Origin of the sequence: Paenibacillus sp. FSL P2-0121 (assembly GCF_037975345.1) — a bacterium.
Taxonomy (GTDB): domain Bacteria; phylum Bacillota; class Bacilli; order Paenibacillales; family Paenibacillaceae; genus Paenibacillus_AQ; species Paenibacillus_AQ odorifer.
Map to the genome: position 1 here is coordinate 4,155,451 of NZ_CP150245.1, position 21,003 is coordinate 4,176,453.

The following is a 21,003-nucleotide window of genomic DNA, read 5'->3' on the forward strand; positions in this document are numbered from 1 at the left end:
CTGCTATAAAAAAGCCCATCCCTCAGTCATCCCGAAGAAAGGGCCTTCCTATTACATCAGCTCTATGGTCAGTTTCTTGGCTTGACAGTTACTGTGATTTTCTCGCTAGATGTCTCGCCTGATGCATTGACTAATACCGCGTAGTATTCATATACACCTGGTGTCTTATCTTTAAGTTTCGTAACTGTCATCTGAGCCGCAGGGGTAGCCGTGCTTAGTGTCTGTGTGTCGATTACTTCTCCATTCTCATACAAACGGTACTCAGTACCATTGGTTCCCCACCACATATTCATCACAACGTCGTAAGTTCCATCCCCACTCCAGTTGTCGTGGGATACTATAGGCTTGCCCGGCGCTGCATCTGTAACAGTAAGGATTAGCGGATCGCAGGTAGTCGAACCGAAGCTGTTGACTAGCTCGCACGTGTACGTGTAGGTTCCATTTGATTTGCCCACAATATCCGTACTCATGGCTTGTGCATTCGGTGAGCTGTCCGTCAGCATCTGGGTACTGATCAGTACATCGTTTTCATAGAGCTTAAACTCGGTACCGTTGTTCCCCCACCAAAGATTCATCGTGACGGCATAGCTACCATCTCGAAGCCCGGTGTCGTGCCCATTATTGTCAGATAACACTGGCTTTCCAGGGGCTCCACCAGCAAGCGGAGTTGTATTCTGGAGCCATTGTGACCAACGGACTAGAACCTCTGCCTGCTCAGAAGTGAACACCTGATTGCTCTGGAGATTCACTTCACTATTAAAAGCTTCCAGCAAGCTGTGAACTTCTGCGCCAGCATGCTGCTGAGCTTTTTCTTTGGCGTTAGCCAGCTGCTGCTTAAGTGAATTGGTTACATTTTCTAAATCTGGAGCATCTGTCTCAGCTGCAAAATTTTTGGTTAATGCCGACAAGCTGTCAAATGTCGCATATACACTATACGAATGTTTTGCCAACCCGACATTGCCCGCCGCATCCTCGGCTTTCGCAGTTACACTATGAGTTCCCGCTTCCAGCGTATACGCTTTAACATCTGCGAGCGTTGAATCACATGGCGAATAAGTGATGCCTGATACAGTATCAGCTGCACTACAGGTGATGTTTAATGTCTGCTCTATGGTATAGGAAATCTCTCCGTTAATTACCACCTGTGGTGCGGTCCGATCAATCTTCACCACAGCAGTCTTCTGCGGCTGTTCCACATTACCCTCTCTATCAACGCTCCAATAAACTAACTTATGTGTTCCTTCATTGGACAAAATAACTGAATTCCCGGTTTGCTGCTCGCCATCGTTTACAGTGAAATAGGTTGCCGCAACACCAGAGCCCGCATCTGTAGCTGTGAAGGTTACCAACGTATCCTTGTTGGTCCAACCTTGTGGTGCATCATCCATTGTCACCGGAGCTGTATGATCTGCCCCTTTCACTACACCATAAAAGCGTAATTCTGCCATGTTTCCAAACCAATTACTACTATTATAGATACGGATATAACGATAGGCTTCTGCGTTACTAATACTTAAGGTCTGCCAATCCATCGTTTTTCCTGCAGGAGAGGAGATTGTCGTCCAGCTTGTATTATCATTCGAACCCTGAACCACAGTCCCATTGATTCGTGTAAAATAATTATCTTGCCTGGAAAGCACCTCTGCCTTGAACAGCTGAACCCTATTCCCTTCTTTAAAATCAAACGTTATAAATCCTCCATATCCACTGCCATTTACCCGAAAATCCGTAATTGAGCCTGCATTTCCATCGAATAATAATCCCGCAACATTCCTGAGATCAGTTGGTGTTCTCCCACTGGAATCACTTAAATTAGTAATCGCAAGCACATTACTAATCAACTCGGTCTCATCGGGAATGTACAGAGATGAACCATCTGTAGTTGATGTTTTTTCCGGCCCCTCGATTCCCTCCTTTGACTTGTATTTAATACTAAAGTTCACAGGCCCAGGTTGTACGTTATTGCCCATGACCGCTTCAGCCGTCCAATTGATCTTATCGACAGTAGCAATGGTTGCGACTTGACCCTGAATATTGACATTCACTTGGTTAATTGCATCGCTTGCTTTAAAAGACAATTTCACCGTGTTCCCAGACACAATTCGTTTCTGGATACTTTGGTCGGAGCTAATGGATACCGCATCAAGCTTTGAATTGATTGTAACATCACCATACAAACGTAGTTCAGCCATGTTTCCATACCAGTTGTTTCCATTGGTGATGCGGATATAACGATAGGGTTCTGTGCTGTTAATCGTCAACGTCTGCCATTCCGGCGTATTTCCTGCTACATTAGAGATCGTGATCCACGTCACATTGTCATTGGAGCCTTGCACCACTGTTCCATTAATTCTGCCCGCATAATTATCTTGCCTTCCGATTACTTCTACCCTAGACAGCAATGCCTGGCCGCCTTCTTTAAAGTCAAAGGTTAGATATGCACCATAACCACTGCCATTTAAACGAAAATCAGTGATGGAACCTAAATGATTATCAAATAAAACTTTTGCTGTTGCCAAAAGATCAGCCGGATTTCTTCCACTGGAATCGATTAGGTTTGCTATCTCAAGCACATTAGCGACAAGTCCCGTCTGATCTGCAATGAATAAAGTAGAACCATCTGTTGTAAAAATAGTCTCTACTGCATCCGCTCCAGCTGCCGTTTTATAATTAATCTTAAATTTCACAGTACCTGATGGAACATTTTCATTCACCACAAGCATAGCTGTCCAGTTGATATTGTCCACAGAACTGACTGCAACAGGTTGACCCTGTATATGGGCCGTGACATTATGGATCATTTCTGTAGACTTAAAGGATAATTGAATCGTATCCCCGGGTATAATTCGATTTCGTAAGCTTTGGTCCGAGTGAATGGACACGGACTCTAATAGATTTACTGTCTCATACCGCTGGCCAAAGATTCTAAATTCAGCAATTTCCAGCATAGTACTCGAAGGCTTTATCATTTCCATTTTCAAAAATCGGAATTTTTCATGCTCCAGGCCTGCTTGAACCTCAAGTCTCTGCATATCTTCAGTAACTGTTGTCAAGCCGGGGGTTAAGCGGGTCCAATTTTCTTTGTCATTCGATCCGAACATTGCAACGCCGCCAATTCTCTCCGGAAAACTAGCTCTTACCTGAAGCTCAAAGCTTTCTGCTGATATTTGAAAATCCGGTCCTAAATCCATGTAATGCGCCCGATCCTGCGCTGTATAATACCCCACAAAACTATCATTTGTGTTGTCCAGCAGATTCGGGACAGCGTTACCAAAGGTTGAGCTAACAAACATATTCGTAAAATTAACACTTCCATCTTTCATTAATGGCGTCAATTCTTTAAGACTTTGCACTGCGAGATTCAGGTCAAATAACTTTTGATAGAAGACCTCGTCAGTGGCAGTAGTAATTACATCCATTACCTCAGCGTGCACTTGCTTATAGTAAGCTAACGTTGCCGAAATGTAAGGCACATCAACATGATAAGGAGAAATGACGGCGTTGACGGCAGATTGCCGATCATTCGCTACTACAACACTAACATCCTTGGCTGTAACCGAAGTTCCATCTGCGGCACTCACTACAAAGGAGTAGGTTCCCGCATGTGCTCCAGACCAAGAGAAAACACCTGAAGTCTCATTGAACACTGCACCCTCAGGTAACTGATCCGCTTGATAGGTAACAACATCCGTTGCACCTGCGTCTGTCGCAGAGAAATCAAATTGAATTGCAGCTGTAGATCCCTCATAGGTAAATAAAGATACTGGTGCCTTTCCTGATGTAAATACTGGAGGGGTAAGCTGTGCCCCAGCTTTTAAATTAATATGGTCAATATCGACTGTTGTTCCATTTCCTTTTACATTAAAATAGACAAGATCGCTGAAGCCTTGGAACTCATTGAACTCATACTGAATATACCTCCATTGCCCCTTTGTATCAGGCAGCGTAACGGTATCGCCAAACACCTCCATGGTTGCTATGCCATTAGTCCGAATCTTAAAAGCAATGATTCGTTCGCCACTGCTTGCACCCACAAAAGCAATTTTACTGCCCTCATCTGTTGCGGTAATTTCAACGTAAGTAGTGTCTCCTTCTTGTTTTGTGGTGGAGTGACCATCAAGCTTCGTGTACCGGTCTTCTAGTTCTCTCAAATCTGGATTCGTTATCACCTTCGGCAAATTGAGCGTACCCTCGCCCTCTGCTTCTTTAGGAATGTACAGCCAATAATCCCCGCCTCCATCCGGAGACTCCCAATAGAAAGGCAATCGCTTAGCAAACATCTCGCTAAAATAAGGAGCTTCAACCTCCATATTTATTCCAGCTGTATATTTATAATAATAATAAAGATCATAGACATTACCGCCAATTCTCCCCCTGTAACCGCCAGCCAAGTGTTTATAGATAATCGTTGGATTTCCATTTACATCTGTATGTGCCGCCACTGGAATCCATGGTGTATCATGGCCAATCATATACTGAGCAAAGTAGTCGGCAGCTTTTAAAATCCGTTGATCTAGAAATTCATACGGACCCACCGCATTTGGCGCACTAGAAACAGTCCCCTCTACCGGATCTACCTTTGTTTCCTGAGCCAATAATAAACGTGATAAAATCTCTACATTCGTTATATCCCCAGCGCCATGCGCCTGATCTCTGCCCATTTCAACATGCTGAACTACGGGTGGATTAACTTTTTCCCCTGTTACAATATTTGTATCAACCCATCTGAATAAAGCTTTTATCGCGCCATTTTGCCCCTGATCGACAGCGGTTTTATTGACGGTAAACCATTCAACTCCCTCATTGTACCTCTCTGTATTTCCTGTAAAAATATAACCTGACATAGCTCCAAGCAGCGGATAAAGATGCTGGTTCATAAAACGATCATTTGTGTGTTGGAACGTTTCAATAACCGGATTAATAAGATTATTCGTAAAATCAGCGACATCTTTTTCCGTCCATTTCAGCTCTTCAGTTTGAGCACTTGTGTACCTTAAGATTTCCGCCGCAGTAACCATTCGATTAAGTGGAATTCCTGTATGAATATGTGCATCATTAAAATACACGTATTTCTCAGGGTCCATCTGTGACCAAATCCGGATAATATGCATGGCATTGGCTCTGTAAACCTCATCACCCGATATTACATACAATAGAGCTTGTGTATAAGCCTTCAAACCATCCGCTATAAATCTTGAATTAAAGCCCTGGCTATTAAAAGCATCGCTCGCTGGTTTCAACGGATCCGCACCACTTTGATTGTTGGAAGTGACCGTCCTTGAAGCTGCCGGAGAGAGAAGCATCTGATTATAATAAGCGATCCAGGGTTCTTTTTGCGCCCGTACCTGTGTCCTAATATTCTCAAGAATATCCTTGGTCAGGCCAACACCCGGATGTTTGAATCCGCTTTCATCTATAACCTCATTAATGGTAGGTTGGTAATCCGTAATTATCGACAGCTCTGTCGATTCTACTGCGGCTCCTTCTGCCGATAAAGGCACTAGCGTTACCAACAAACTTAAGGAAACTGTGATCCTAAAAATACGTTTAAGCGATTTTCCAAAGAGTAGCTCTTTAAATGAATTCATTGTTCTCCTCCATTCATTTACATCCTCTGATTTAATGCAAATAAATACCGCTGGCAAATTCATTCACTACAAAATGTTTGTTATTCAGGTCGACAATAACCTCTCCATTAATCTGAAGATTATAAAAATAAATATCCTTCACACCTCTTTCCTCGTCATAGCCGAATATACGGGAAGGATTGATATTCTTCCCATTGTAGGTGATATCGCTAAACTCTATATTTTCGATACATCGTCCTGGCACCGGATTATAGGTTTTATTCCACACCACGCGGACATCAAACAGCTGCCCCAGTTCAAAATCCTCCACCCGGATATTTTTGAAAGTAACCTTACGAACGGTATTGTTATCCCCTGCACAGATTGCCATAACCCCCCAATAATTTTCCTGCGGCTCGTGATGCTCAAGCACATCGATATTTTCAAACCAAATATTTTCTATAAAATCGCCATTATGTTGGTGATCACCATGAATACCGACATGCATGGCATGAGCAACGTCCGCCCAGAGTATGGAATCTTTAACTGTGATATGGCGTGAGTCTCCATAATACTCTCCACGGCTGCCGTAAATGGCAATGCAATCATCAGAAGTTCTCAAGAACACATCTTTAATATCCACATTTGAGCTAGCCATCATATCAATTCCATCACACCAGCCGCGTGTACTGAAAGCTTTGAAGTTATGAATGCGGATATGCTTAGACGCTCCGATATATATACTGTAATGCGGAGGATCAAGCGTGATGATCCCTTCGATCTCAACCTGTTCAGAATGCTGGATTTGAACGCCTCTTAAATAAGTGGTTTTCTCCATATCCGCCAAATACAGAACACCTCTGCCGCGAACAACAACATTCTCAGCATGGTCAATCATTATGGATCCGCAAAGGATCGCGCCTCCGGCAATATAAACTGTGGTCCCAGAAGGGATATGCAGCATTGGATTCTCGAATTGATGAAGCCCGGGCATAAAATATATCGTTTGACGCTCCCCATTAGCCCTTTCTGACAAATGCTGAGCTTGTTCTGCGATAGCCGCAAATTGATGTATTCCTGGTTGGACAAGCACTACATTATCATCGTCAAGTTTAGGTGGGGCTGTCTCCAAGGGGTTGGCAAAAAGATGCAAGTTACTAAAACGTTCTCCATTGATTTCAATGGAAAGCTTACACGGGTGCTCCAATGTGAACAAAAGGGTATTCTCTTCGATTTGAAAGGGAATATGGGTTGCCAAAGGGCGAATAACCGCTTGTTCAATCTGCCGGTTATTACAATGAACAGAGACCTCCACCGTGCCTTCCATATCAAAATAAACCATCGATGTCGATCGAACCTGATGCATATCCACCTTTGCTTCAAAAACAAACAGTGCTTGCCATCCCCCACCAGGCTCTCGTACACTCACTGTAAAATCGTCTTTCCCCAGGGCTTCATTCGGCTGCTCATAAATAATTAATCCGCTCATTTCTACCTCCGTTATCTTAAAATCAACTCTCTTAAGGGTTTAATAAATAGGCTGGAGCAAGCTTTTGCTCCAGCCTATCATCCAGTACTAATCAGCGAACGCTGCTATTTACGATCTGCCAGCACTTTATTTACCTCATCCGTTACTTCCTGACCTCCGGCCTTTAGCCAGCTATCCTTGAAATTATCAAAATCTTTACCCGTGTTCGCTTCTCCTGTAATTGCTTTGATAACAAACGTATCTTGCAACGTCTTCAGATTGCCCCAATACTTGGGTTTGCTTGTTAATACGGCTGGTCCCAGTACATCTAGCAATGGTGTAACACCTGGAGTGATCTTGTCTCTCAAATCTAGCAATTCTTGTTTTACCGTATGTTTTTCCATTGAAGTGTCTGTGGAGCTAAGTGGATTATAGAAATTGCCCGCTCCCATCTTCGGAGCACTAACCTCTTCATCCGCTTTTGGAATGGCAAGGTCCCCTTCCATATCATAGCTCACACCCAATTGACCGAAACCTGTCAGCAGAAAACCTTCGGAATCCGTAGACACATATTCGAGAATTTCCATAATCTTATGACGTTTCTTCTCATCCTTTTCGAGTTGAACACCGAACAATACTGGCGCCTGTCTTGCACCATACGCGAAAGAATAAGCAACGCCATCTGGAGCTGTAAACGGCTTGCCAGGCACGAATATTTGACCTTTCTCTAGACCAGGTTTTGCGACAAACCCAGATTCTTTATAAAAATTGCCCCACTTCCCGTTATCCACCATACCCACTTTTTGGTCAGCAAATTTAATATTGATTTCGTTATTATCACTAGTTATGAATTCAGGATCAATCAGACCTGCTTTGTACCATTTGCTCAATAACGCCAATGCTGATCGCGTCTCTTCTGTAATGCCTCCATAAACTACGTTCCCGGAAGCATCCTTTTTGAACTGATAAGGGGAAACAGCAAATGCTGAGAAGACACTTGTGAACAATTGCTCTGGAAGCTTGCCGCGGCCGATTAAACCGTAAGTATCCTTCTTCCCATTTTTGTCCGGATCTTCATTAACAAATTTGGTGAGTACATCCTCAAGCTCTTCCAATGTCTTGGGTGGTTCTGAGTAGCCAATATTTTTCAGCCAGGCTTCATTATAGCCCGGAATAAATCCATCAAGACCACCTGGCCAAATTTTCGGGATCCCCCAGTTTTTTTCGTTGTATAAGCCTACGCCCCATGCCCCGGAATCAACCGAATCCAATGCTGCTGCATATTTCGGCATCAGGGATTCAATTTCAGCCTTATCAATCGTCGCAATAATCCCTTGATCTGCCCATTGCACCATATCCGTTTCGTTTGCATCGACCGGGAAGATATCAGGAATATCTCCAGAAGCTAGAAGCACTGAAAATTGTTCTTTCCAAGTTCCACGTTCCAATTTAATATTTTTGATTTTCACATTAAATTTCTTCTCGAGCTCGGTTTGCACATAGTTACCGTCTTCTTCTGGCGTATTAAAGTTGTTCGCCCAAATAATTTCAATCGGAGCTTCAGCTGCTGATGCCCCCCCTTGACCTTGATTCGTCGGCTTCGTTTCGTTAGTGTTATTATTCGCCGCATTCCCGCCGCAACCACTCATGACAAGTGAAGCCGATAGGGCTATCGCAGCAATTTCCAACCATTTCTTGGATGTATGCCTCATATTCTTTTATTTCCTCCCTTTTTTTGTTCATCTATATATTTAGACAGCCCGCGGATATAGCGGACTGTTTAAACCGTTCTGAGCCTTCTAACCCTTAAGTGATCCAACCATAATTCCTTTGACGAAGAAACGTTGCAGGAATGGATAGATCATTAATATAGGCAGCGCTGTAAACATAATAATAGCCGCTTTGACCATTTCAGGAGCCTGCTCATTGGTAGGAAGTGGTAACATCGGATCTCCTTCGGCTGAAATAACAAGCCGTCTTAAGAAAAGCTGCAGTACAATCTTTGATTGATCCTGCATATACAACATTGCATCAAACCAAGCGTTCCAGTGCCCTACTGCAGTCCATAGGGCTAATGTTGCTAGAACAGGCTTCGACAGCGGAATAACAATCGTAAATAAGATCCGCATATCATTAGCCCCATCTATTTTAGCTGAATCCTCCAGTTCCTCCGGTATACCCATAAAGAAATTTCGCAGGAGCAGAAGATTAAACGTGCTGAGCAGGCCGGGGACAATATAAACCCATAACGAATTTATAAGTCCCAGACTTTTGATTAGCAGATAGGTAGGGATAAGCCCGCCGCCAAAAAACATCGTTACGACAATGAACATTGTATAAAATCCCCGGTGCGGCAAATATTTACGAGATAGCGGATATGCTCCCAGTGACAGAAACACGAGTGTCAGAACTGTTCCTACAACTGTGCGGAAAACCGTATTCCCCATCGTTTGCCAGACCGTATCTGTTGTCAGTACACGCTTCCAAGCAAAGAAGGAAACTTCTTTGGGATAGAAATGAATTCCCGGCCGTAGTGCTTCCGCAGGGGTGCTAAACGATATAGAGAGCACATGCAAGAAGGGATAAATCATCGTAATACAAAGAATGATTACAAATAGGATTAGAAAGACTTGGAATACTTTTTCACCAGTGGATAGCTTCAATTGTAGTTACTCCTTCCTTACATTCATTCATTAATAAAGACCTTCCTGCCCCATTTTTTTCGTTATGAAGTTAGCAAATAACACCAGGATAAGACCCACCACATTTTTAAATAATCCAACAGCCGTCGTTAGACTGAACTGAAAGTTTTGCAGACCTATCCGGTACACATAAGTATCTAACGTATCCGCCACCCCATATACAGCTGGTGAATAAAGTGTTAAGACTTGATCGAAGCCAGCATCCAGCACACTCCCTACCCGAAGAATAAGCAGAATAGCAATCACCGGCAGGATCGAAGGAATGGTGATAAATAACGTTTGTTTCCAGCGATTGGCTCCGTCCAGAACTGCAGCTTCGTACATTTGGGAATCGATGCTTGCTAATGCTGCTAAGTATATAATCGTTCCCCAGCCGATTTCCTTCCATATTCCTGACATAACGAGCGTAAAGCGGAAATATTTCTCGCTGCCTAAAAAGTAAATGGGATCAAAGCCGAGCCACTGAATAATATAATTGACCACACCGGAATTCGGAGATAACAAAGCGATCAATATCCCCCCAATAACGATCCAGGATAAGAAATGGGGTAAATAGGATATCGTCTGTGCAACCTTCTTGAAGAAGGAAAACCTAAGTTCGTTAAATAACAGAGCCAATATGATCGGTGCAGGAAAACCAAAAATGATATGGTAAAAACTGATAATAAGCGTGTTCTTAATGATTTTCCAAAAGTCGGGTGAAGCTGTGAACAAATATTCGAAATGCTTTAAGCCGACCCAAGGACTTCCCCAAATTCCATCACGAATAAAATAATCTTTAAAGGCCAGTTGAATGCCATACATCGGGCCATAAGCAAATACGGTATACCAGATGATCACGGGAGCTAGTAATAAGAATAAATATTTGTTTTTTTTGTATTGGCGCCAAGTATGTGTCCACCTCGAGACTTTCGGCTTAAGATTCTCTCCCTGTTTTTGAATGCCAGCAGTGCTTGCCGGGTTCATAGTTGTTTTCTCCTTCCGAATACGATTTTGCGTTAAGACTGTGTCTGAACACCCCTTACGTTAGGGCATTGTAAGCGCTTTTTCTATTGTAAATTCATTAAAATCAGTAAATTATCTTCGTATTGGGGCTATAATTTTTCGAACAAAAGAAAAGACAATCGCGAGACGATTGCCTTTTCCACATGGATTGGAGAATTATGCACTTGAATGGTTCGAATGGTTTGCATTGCCTGCGTTCCTATACTGGACCGGTGTAACTCCGTAACGTGTTTTGAATTTGTTGTGAAAATATTGCGGGTTACGATAACCCACCTGAGCAGAAATCTCAGCCACGGACAGCTGCTTTTTTTCTCTTAATAAATCAGCCGCCTTCTCCAACCGCACTCGGGTTACATATTCAGTGAACGATTCATTCATAACGGTTCCGAACAAGGTAGAAATATACGATGGCGCCAACGAAGCAACCTCAGATAATTTATTTAGCGATAAATCCTCTTGAATATTATCATCGATAAAGATTTTTAATTTATGAATGATCTCTGTATGTGCGTGATTTCCTGACTCTTGAATATAAGCTGTAATTTGTGCCGATAAATCACGAATGGAATCAAGGGTTTCGGCCAACGTCTCCTTTTTGAACTCATCGAACAGACTGGAAGGCGAAACGATTTGTTGCAGATCAAGCTCAATAATGGTCTGATACAGGACCGTAACCAACTGAAGCAGGCCTAACTCAACCGTCTCCAATTGGACATCACCTTTCTCCATGACCCTTTGGAAATCGTCCATAAACCTGTTCATCGTAACGTCATTGCCCGCCTTTAAGGCATTTTTATAAAGATCAAAAGAGAATAAGTGTGGCGTAACATCGTTAAGCGGGATATGTGAATACCGCGCAATAGCTTCCGAACCATAGATAAACCGATATCGATAGGCATGTAAGGCATTTTGATACGAAAAGGGGATTTCTTCAGGTGCCTGAACCTTCGATCCAAGCGCTGCTCCAAAGTGTAGTTGCTCAGGCAACACATTTTTTATAAGCTCCAGTTCCTTCAATAATAAAAGCTCCAGCTCCTCGTGATCCTTATTCAACTCACTGAAATAGATAAGCGCCGCTTCCTGGGTATTTAAGCTGACGAATTTATAAAAGCTATAGGCAGCATGCTGTTCATAAAAAGCCCTGAATTCCTCGCAATCTCCCTTAGTTATACGAATATAGCTAGTCATGTAATGACATTGCAAAGGTAAATAATCGTAGTAATCCGAGCCAACGCCTGCACCTAATACCAGATTTTTTAGTTCATTCACTTTAGCTTTAGATTCTAAGGTTTCGATTTTTTGACCTAGCTTTGAGATTGTACTACCAATAATAGCGAATTCATTTTGCGAATAGTTTACGGTGCCTGGATGATAAAAGCTGCGAACATTGTTAACAAGCTTCTTCATCGGAACATATACACGTTTGGAAATCAAATAAGCGAATAGAAGCCCAATTAACAATACCAGGATACAGCTGACAAATATTTGGCTCTTCAGCTGCTTTGATGAGGATACAAATGAATTCATAGGCCGTATTAATACGTATTTCCATTGATTATTCGAGGTTTGGTCATTTTTAAAAGACAACACATATTTGTCGCGTTTATTATAATGAATTTCCTTATTATTCCTTGCTGACTTCATCCATTGCTTAGCAGTCTTAAGCCCCTCTTCGACGTTCGAGCCCGTATGGATAATAGGGCTGCCCTTTTCATCAAAAGCATATAGCTTTTCCATCGGCGAGCTCATCGTGCTGGAAATCATTTTATTGATGTATTCTAAGCTAACGTCAATGTACATGGTGCCGGTTGATGTTTTTGATAAAGCACCATAGGGAAGGGCGATTGCGTAAGTCAACACCTCTTCTTCATCCGATAACGTTCTATATGTCCAGCGGTTTAAGGCTGGTGTCACTGAAGTTTTCAAGAAGGAAGCATCTGGAGAATTGTCCAGCTTCGAATAAAATTGGCTGTTATCGATGATATAATTTCCTTTCTCGAAGTATGTGGATATTTTGTAAACGCCTTCATTAGTAAGCTTGAAAATTTCGAGATCCTTGCGAAAAGCTAATATTCTGCTCGTATTGCCTTCCCATTCACTATCCAGTAAATAATTCAGCATAGATTGATTTTCTAACGACAAGGTAGACACTGCTCGGTTGCGGATACTGTTTTCGTATTTTTGCAGCAGCGTATTCTCCACAAAATCACTTGAAGTCATCAGTCGTTGCTTACTGTCTCTGGCAATCTCATCCACCATTAAGCGATTAGCCTGAACATACAGATAACTGCCCACAAGTCCGATTAAAACAACGGCTAATAATGTGAATGAAAAAATCAGATGGGTAAACCATGTGCCTCCATTTCTTACTCTGCCGCCGATCTTCATCACAAGCCCCCCTTTAGTTCATAACCCTATCTCTGTAACTTTCTAAATTGAAAGCATTTATAATTAAAGATACTAAAATACACCAACTTTAGCTATTATAAAATCTTCTGTTTAAAGATAACGCATCTTATAAAACCGAAAAAAAACAGGCTTCCCCGAAATTAATCGCTGGAAACCTGTTTATTAACCTATACAAAACATCTATCGCGACAAAGAAAGTAACTTCAATGCCCCCGCTCCCTTTTTGAATATTCCTTCACCCATGCAATCCATTCTAACCTGTGCGTATACACAAGGATCACAAAGCTCCCAAACCATACCCACAGGATAGGAGCAGACCACTTACTGATGCACAAATAGACAAAAAGGAGCAGCATTCCGCTAACCACTTGCACACCATCCGAGACAGGTGAATTCCCTCTGCTTTTGTACCCGCTGCCGAGCACTTTCAACACTGCCAGGATAACTGCTAACGCTAAAGAGGCCTTGAATCCTGTCAACGCGCTCCATACCCCAAAGGTTACGGCAATCGCCTTCCCTCCTTTTCCTTTAAGAAATGGAGAGAAGGCATGACCGGCAATAGGAGCTAAGGCTAGCGGAATAATGAAATAACCCTGACTATAATGACTTTCCATTACCCATAAAAGAGGCAGATATCCTTTTAAAAAATCCAACAACACCCCAAAAATTCCGAATTTATAGCCAGATGACTTCCATAGATTCAAAGCCCCCGGATTACCGTCGCCAATGTCTTTCAAGTTCTTTTTACGCGCAAGACCAAGCCAATAGGAAAACATAAGAGATCCCGACAAAAATAAACCCGCGACCCACAATATGATCATTAGTCCCTAGGGCCTCCCACCTGAATATGCCTTCCTTTCCAGCTTACATGCCTCAGAAAAACAACCTGATAAATCGAATACAGCATGATCAAGATAAAGAAAACAGTTGCCACCACGTGAAATACAGGAATAACGATGCCAAATACACCTACATATTTTATAAAATAAAAGAGCTGGAACATATAAAGGAGATAACCGATCAATAAAGGCATAAACCATGTAGTATTCGCAAAAATAAACACAGTTTCTGAGATGATGAGTCCGATCACCCAAAGCGCGATTGGAATAATTGTCCGCGGGCTTATCGTTGAGGTGCTTAAGACAGCCCCTTTACTGAAGCCTTCAATCTCACTTTTTATCCCCTTCGGATACATACGAAAAGATACTAAGCCATAACCGATAAAATTTCTAATGGGAACACCTGCAGCGATAAACTTCTCTCCTAAAGACAAATCATCCAGCACTTCAGATCTAATGCTTTGATGGCCATTAACTTTTTCATAATCCTGCCTTAAAGCTAGAATACACGAACCGTATAATCCTTTTTTAGCGTTATTCTTTTCAAAAACAGAGGTGAATGTGAAGATCCCCAGCATATTCATGATTAAGGCAAGTTTCTCAAACAGCTTTTCTGTATGATGAAAAGGAACTACCGAAATGACACCTTTCGATAGCTCCCTTGCTTTTAATAATGAGGCCAGAGCGTTAGGCTTTAACCGGATATCTGCATCCAAGAAAGCAAAAATATCGCCCGAGGCTTGTAAATATCCATTCCAGACTGCCCAGCTCTTGCCCGTCCATCCCTCAGGGAGACTGCTGTTGGCAATAACCTTAACTCCATAGCTTTCGGCAATTTCCTTGGTCCGATCCTCCGAGAAATCATCCACAACAATAATTTCATAGGGGGCAATGGTTTGGAGCTGGAGTGAGTCGAGCAGAAAACGCAAATTGTATTCTTCATTTCTTGCGGGGATAATGATGGACAATTTCTCCGGTCCTTGAACATGTTCGTGATCGGCGGCCAATATATTCTTTCTAAACAATATAAAACCGGAGAGACATCCAACACCTATAATAATTAACAACCACATTTACAGCTCCCCCCTCCTATAGCTATATATATGAAGGGTTAGTCCGTAATATATTCAATTCAAATTTAACCGACATTTACTTTTGCTGAGTATTGATTAAGCTTTTCTGTACACAAGAGCATAACGATGGCGAAAAAAACGATCATCGCAGGAAAAATACCCAGCGTGAATTTCGAAGCTAATAAGCCGATAAAAGGCGGCATCAGCGTGGTGCCGGTATAAGCTGTTGCCATCTGAAAGCCCATAATCGACTGAGCATGTTTCTTCCCGAATCGTACAGGGGTTTCATGTAGCATACACGGAAAAATAGGGGCTAACCCTAAACCTATAATCATAAATCCTACAAGTGAAACTATAGTTGGAAGCGGCAATACTAACAGCACCGTACCGATTAAAGCAATGAGCTGGCCATATCGAATTAGCTGTTTATTACTCATTTTAAAAGTAATGAAACCCGTCACCATTCTACCAAAGGTAATCCCTAGATAAAAAAATGATACCCATGTCGCTGCAGTTGATGCAGGAATGTCTTTAATGTTTACAAGAAAGCTGCTCCCCCATAAGCCCATACTCGTTTCGATGGCAGAATAAAATAAAAAGGTTAACATTGCTAGCTTTACCCCTCTTAATTTCCATGGTTTTGTGTTCTCTGCGGCATGCTCTAGCTCCGGATGATTGAACTCAGGATCACTTTCAGCATTCGGGTGGTTATTGCTCCCAGCCACTCTATCCCATAAAGGCAGTGTAACGAATAGAATAATGACTAAGCACAATTGTATGTAAGCAACCGTAAGATAACCTTGCCGCCATAGACCTTCTCCAGAGATAAAAGAGCCCATAATAATAGGACCCAGCGTGGCGCCCACTCCCCAGAAACAGTGTAACCAACTCATATGATGGGCTTTATAATGCGTAGCCACATAACTATTTAATCCGGCATCTACAGATCCCGCACCTAAACCAAGTGGAATTGCAGCAATAATTAACCAGACTAACGAAGGTGACCCTGCAAAACCAAGCAACGCTACAGCAGTCATGATACAGCTAATAAGAGTTACTTTCCCTGTACCAAAACGTTTAAGGATAACACCACTCATTAAACTGGACACAATTGTCCCTACTGCAATAACCATCGAAAGAATTCCAGCAGTACCTAATGAAGCATTTAAGTCCATTCTCATCACTGGCCAAGCGGAGCCAAGCAATGAATCCGGCAAGCCTAAACTAATAAATGCTAAATAAATAATAATAAGAAAAAAAGTTGCCATCGTTATCTCCTTAATTGTTCTCATCTATTTGTTGTGAAACTAATAAGCCTAATCCAAGACTTTGTAATCCATTCAGATAATCACGTTTCAAGTTACTTACCGCTAACGCTGGAAGATGCTCCTTCGGAACGTATGTTGCACTCCGTTCATAGATTTGATTAAGCATGGCTGGAGCTAATTCATCCTCACAAAAAATAATATAATGCGGATTCAAAATAGAAGTCATAGTAGCCACTAATCGACTAATCGCATCCACACTATGATTCGATTGCATATTTGATCCACCAGGATCTCCAGTTAATGCCTCTATGAAATTTTTATGATCATACTGTGGCAAAAATTGAACTTCTCCTGAAAAAAACGTCTTTCCTCGCACGATTTCACCATTGACCGCGATCCCAGCCCCCGGACCATTTTTCCCTAAATACAGATACATTAGAGATATATTCTCTTTCAAATTTCGTTGCGTCATATAGCCGATTACAGCGGCATTCATATCATTTTCCACGATTGTCGGAATAGATAGTTGATCTTCTATGTGTCTTTTCAAATCTAAATTCTGATATTTCTCATAACCCGGAATCAGAAAAATCTGCCCATGATTCACCGCACCTGGAACTCCAATAGCCACAGATTGGATTTTAGGATTGGCCTTTTTTTCATCTTCAATAAGCATGACCAGTTTACTAACATCTTCCTCAAGAATACTGGGCAAACTCCCTTCTTTGATTACCTCGCCAATGCAATTATAGATGGTAAAATTGGTTTCATTTTTTTCCAAAAAAACAGCCATCCCTAACCGATAATTCGGATTATAGGTGTATCTTATTGCCCTTCTTCCCCCACTTGACTCATCCAGACCGCTGACCGTTATTTCCCCTGCCTCTTCCATCTGCATTAGAAATTTACTTATCGTTGGGAAACTGTATTGCAATTTATGGCTTAACTCTGCCTTCGTTGCTTTTCCTAGTTCTAATAATGCTGTTCGAATATTTCGGATAATTTCAGATTTCATTTGCTGTGAAGGAAGTCGTTTCTCACTCGCCATGGCTCTCCCACCCTCCCACCTATAGTCATACCGACAAGTTAATTCTTGAATCAAGTTTCTTCCGTAGGTGCCAGAATGAAATAAGGAGGCGTATAGCCCCCCTAATCCCTAGCATTAATCATTATCAAAATCAAAGCCTTTGCAGGATTCGGTCCCACCTTCCAGGATGACTATCGTCTAAGTACACCGGCTGAAATCCTAATTTCAAATAAATACGGATGGCGGGCAATCTGAAATCATCGGTTTCTAAAGAGGCTGCCGCTCCACCTGATTCTCTTATTTTGTGCAAAACAGCAAGACTTACAGCATAACCGAGGCCTTTGCCAGAATATTCCGGAAGCACTCCAACCATATGCAAGTACCAGCGCTTAGGGTCTCCACTGCTTAATTCCCAGGCCGTAGCTGTCGCTACAGGCTGATCCCCGCGGCAAATGAACAACAAGCGATCCGAATACAAGGGTACATGATCACTGATTTTATCTACGAATTTAACTTCTCTCGTAAAAGAATGACGGATAAGATCCTCCCAATTTCGCTCGTCCTCCGGCTGGAAGGACGTAAGCCGATACCCAGCGGGGCAATGAAAAGCAGGCAAGTCGGACAGCATTTCTTTTTTCATTACAAGTTTGGAAAGCGCCTGTTCCACCGTCAAATTCTCACCATCGATCTAAAATCAGGAAAAGCTATAACTTTCCCACCCATCTCTACAGATTCCATAGATAATGTAAACACAGAGCTCCAAGTAACGGCATCATATACGTCCACCGAAGGGGTGCGATCCTCCTGAATCGCGGAAATGAATTCCTCAAGCACCATAAAATCACCTCCGCCATGTTTCGTCCCAGCAGCGTATTCGCCCCATTTTTTCCATGTTGGATGATCATAAAGTGGCTGATAGCTGCTTAACGGCTCCCACAATTCCTCTCCATTCTCTATATTTTTGGGCGAAAGATTCCTGAACCAGATCAAATCTTCCTCTTGCTGATGGCGGCCCGTAATATACGCCCCTTCAGTTCCTTGCAGCAAATAATGAGTTTTATTATGAGGTCGTACAGAGCTCCAGTCTACACGCAGCTCAATCAGTACACCCTTTTCCGTTTGGATGACCGCAACCGCACTGTCGCCTTGCCGCCAGAAACCTTCACGCGCTGCCGGATGATCTTTTCCATAATGCTCTCCAAAATAATATTGTAAGGATCTTGATTTAGAAACAAAAGTCGAGATGCTTTTTAATCGATCTCCATCAGGCTTTTTGAGATTAATCCATTGGGCAACTGGACCTATAGAATGCGTCGGATAATTGATCCCGTTATAATGCTGATGTAATTGCCCCCGCCAAGTCAGAGATCCATCCGGATGATGAGTCAAGTGACGTAAATCATGGATGTATCCGCCTTCCAGATAAGTAATTTCACCGAACATGCCTTGATCCGCCATATGTTTAATCGTCAGATTGGAGCGCGAGAAGCAGTAATTTTCAGACATCATATATTTAAGTCCAGTTTGTTCAACAGTTTCGATAAGCTCCCAAGCTTCCTCTAAAGATTGGATCGAAATCACTTCGCTTAGGACATGCTTACCCGCTTTTAAAGCATCAATAGATTGTCTGGCATGCAAATGCATGGGGCTTAAGATAAACACCGCATCAATTGCCGAATCTTTTAACATTTCATGATAATCCCGATACGTTCGGATGTCCGGAAATTTCTCTTTCCATTGATTAAGCACCCACTCATTCAAGTCACAAGTGGCGGTCAGATGTATCCGATCCGATAGAGAGTATAGTGCATTCATAAAACTGGCCCCGCGATTCCCGCCTACGATGGCTAATCTTACTGGCTGGCGATTCATTGCTGGTCCACCTGCTTTCTGTCCCTTTGAAGTCGATTGATGATTAGTTCCTGATCTCTCGCCTCCCCTTCAGCCTGCGGATATTTTTCATAATCAAAAATGCTGAGGGTAAATAATGAAGACCATTTACTTAATTGCTCGCTCGCCAGACTCACCATCTCTAACCGGATCTCATCTTCAAGCACAGTGAGAATTCGAGCAGCAGGAATATCCAGAATGGAGGCCGTTTGAATGAAATGCCAGTTTTCTTGTCTAACGATAGAATGCACATGATTATGCCCGTTGAAATAGAAACCCACACCTTGCCATTGCTTCAATATCGGCCAAATATCCAAGCTGGGATCCAGTGACATCATTGGCTCAGTTGATCTAGCCGTCGTATTATACAAGGGATGATGGCCAAAGACGAATAGTGGCTTATCTGTAGTCCGCTTCATTTGTGCTTCGAGCCAGGCTAACTGTTCATCATCAAGCGTTCCGCTCCAATCGTCACGATTTTCCCGTGCGGTATCCAGCAATATAATGATCGCATGGGTCTCTTCAATCACACTGTATCGCTGCTGCCGGGTGACGGAAAGGATTTCTTGCTTAGGATAAGTGTACGTATCATGATTGCCAAGAACATGTAGAAAACGCCTGGAATGCTTGCTGTCCTTAATCTTACCCATGATATAATTAAATTCGCTAAATTCTCCTGCATGCACCATATCTCCCACAGAAATATGATAATCGGCTGGGATGGACAAAAATAGATTCATAAATTGCTCGTAAAAAGCATCTCGTGCCTCTTTAATCAAAACCTTGTTGTTTAACAATTCGTCCGGATAATGTAAGTCTCCGATAATCGCCAGCCTCATAAATGCCTCCTCCTAACCTTTAATGCCAGAGCTCATAAAACTACCTATCACTTGCCGTTGGAACAATAAAAATCCAATCATTAAGGGTGCCGAGACAATCAGCGTAGCCGCGCAGACATCAGACCACTGTGCGCCTGATTCCGTGGCTTTTGCGAACATGGCCAATCCTACAGTTAACAAGCGATTTTCCTCTGAATTGGTTACAATTAACGGCCACAAGAAATCATTCCAATGAAAGCTGACCGACACGATGGCAAAGGACACATAAATCGGGCGTGACAGTGGGACATAGATTCTGGAAAGAATATGCAGCCGTGAGGCGCCTTCCACCCGGGCAGCTTCATCGAGCTCATAGGGTAATTGCTTAAAGGATTGTCTTAAGAGAAACACTCCAAAGGAGGAGGCAAAGTAAGGCAGCATAATCCCCAGCTTGGTATCCAGCAGACCCATTTCGTTCAACACCTGATAGTTGGAAAAGATAAGAACATCCGGCGGCACCATAATTTGCACTAAAAATAACAGGAATAGCAGCTCTTTTCCAAAGAAACGTACTCGTGCGAACGCATAAGCAGCCATTGTCATCGTAACGAGTTGCACAGCTAGCACAACACCGCACACCAGCAATGTATTCATTAAAAATCGTCCAAAAGGCGCTCCATTCCAGACATGAATCAAATTCTCGAACGTAAAGCCCCAAGACCAGCCCGAATCGATAGCGACGTCTTTAGGTAAAAAAGCCGTTCTGACCACCCATAGGAAGGGAATGATCCAGACCGCGGCAAAAGTAAATCCAACCGCATGCCATAGTATCTGCTGGATTCGGCGCTTCGTTCTTTCTGAGTTCAACATACACTCCTCTTCTAAAGCTTTACGTGTATTCTGCCTTAATACTAAGGGCAGCTTTAATGGATTATCC

14 protein-coding genes are annotated in these 21,003 nt (G+C 42.6%); all 14 read right to left on the minus strand.

The window, feature by feature from the left end; all coding sequences use genetic code 11:
- Positions 1–68: 68 nt before the first annotated feature.
- The 14 genes from MKY54_RS18360 to MKY54_RS18425 all read right to left on the minus strand — a co-directional run bounded on the left by MKY54_RS18360 (position 69) and on the right by MKY54_RS18425 (position 20,936).
- Positions 69–5,588 (minus strand): discoidin domain-containing protein, encoded by a 5,520-nt coding sequence (locus MKY54_RS18360; RefSeq protein WP_339187477.1) that lies wholly within the window; start codon positions 5,586–5,588, stop codon positions 69–71.
- A gap of 31 nt (positions 5,589–5,619) precedes the next feature.
- Positions 5,620–7,056: a glycosyl hydrolase family 28 protein gene (locus MKY54_RS18365; protein ID WP_339187480.1), complete on the minus strand. Its 1,437-nt coding sequence runs from the start codon at positions 7,054–7,056 to the stop codon at positions 5,620–5,622.
- A gap of 104 nt (positions 7,057–7,160) precedes the next feature.
- Complete coding sequence (locus tag MKY54_RS18370) at positions 7,161–8,747, minus strand: extracellular solute-binding protein (protein ID WP_076129851.1); 1,587 nt, start codon at positions 8,745–8,747, stop codon at positions 7,161–7,163.
- 87 nt (positions 8,748–8,834) lie between these two features.
- Positions 8,835–9,698: a carbohydrate ABC transporter permease gene (locus tag MKY54_RS18375; RefSeq protein ID WP_076129850.1), complete on the minus strand. Its 864-nt coding sequence runs from the start codon at positions 9,696–9,698 to the stop codon at positions 8,835–8,837.
- 30 nt (positions 9,699–9,728) lie between these two features.
- A complete protein-coding gene (locus MKY54_RS18380) occupies positions 9,729–10,703 on the minus strand; it encodes an ABC transporter permease subunit (protein ID WP_339168332.1) in 975 nt (324 codons plus the stop codon).
- A gap of 195 nt (positions 10,704–10,898) precedes the next feature.
- Positions 10,899–13,130, minus strand: a complete 2,232-nt coding sequence (locus MKY54_RS18385) for a helix-turn-helix domain-containing protein (protein ID WP_339168334.1) — start codon at positions 13,128–13,130, stop codon at positions 10,899–10,901.
- Positions 13,131–13,354: 224 nt separating this feature from the next.
- Positions 13,355–13,972 carry a glycerol-3-phosphate acyltransferase gene (locus MKY54_RS18390; RefSeq protein WP_339187482.1) on the minus strand — a complete coding sequence of 206 codons (618 nt, stop codon included), beginning with the start codon at positions 13,970–13,972 and terminating at the stop codon, positions 13,355–13,357.
- Positions 13,972–15,063, minus strand: a complete 1,092-nt coding sequence (locus MKY54_RS18395) for a glycosyltransferase family 2 protein (protein ID WP_339187485.1) — start codon at positions 15,061–15,063, stop codon at positions 13,972–13,974. The genes MKY54_RS18390 and MKY54_RS18395 overlap by 1 nt, the downstream gene beginning before the upstream one ends.
- A gap of 65 nt (positions 15,064–15,128) precedes the next feature.
- Positions 15,129–16,331: an MFS transporter gene (locus MKY54_RS18400; RefSeq protein WP_339187487.1), complete on the minus strand. Its 1,203-nt coding sequence runs from the start codon at positions 16,329–16,331 to the stop codon at positions 15,129–15,131.
- A gap of 10 nt (positions 16,332–16,341) precedes the next feature.
- Positions 16,342–17,379: an ROK family protein gene (locus tag MKY54_RS18405; RefSeq protein WP_339187489.1), complete on the minus strand. Its 1,038-nt coding sequence runs from the start codon at positions 17,377–17,379 to the stop codon at positions 16,342–16,344.
- Between the two features lie 130 nt (positions 17,380–17,509).
- Entirely contained in the window at positions 17,510–18,025 is a 516-nt protein-coding gene (locus MKY54_RS18410) for a GNAT family N-acetyltransferase (protein WP_339191229.1), read from the minus strand.
- Positions 18,026–18,027: 2 nt separating this feature from the next.
- Entirely contained in the window at positions 18,028–19,230 is a 1,203-nt protein-coding gene (locus tag MKY54_RS18415; protein ID WP_339187491.1) for a Gfo/Idh/MocA family oxidoreductase, read from the minus strand.
- Positions 19,227–20,087, minus strand: a complete 861-nt coding sequence (locus MKY54_RS18420) for a metallophosphoesterase (protein ID WP_339187493.1) — start codon at positions 20,085–20,087, stop codon at positions 19,227–19,229. Before MKY54_RS18420 ends, MKY54_RS18415 begins: the two co-directional genes overlap by 4 nt.
- A gap of 12 nt (positions 20,088–20,099) precedes the next feature.
- Positions 20,100–20,936 (minus strand): carbohydrate ABC transporter permease, encoded by an 837-nt coding sequence (locus tag MKY54_RS18425; protein WP_339191232.1) that lies wholly within the window; start codon positions 20,934–20,936, stop codon positions 20,100–20,102.
- Positions 20,937–21,003 lie beyond the last annotated feature (67 nt).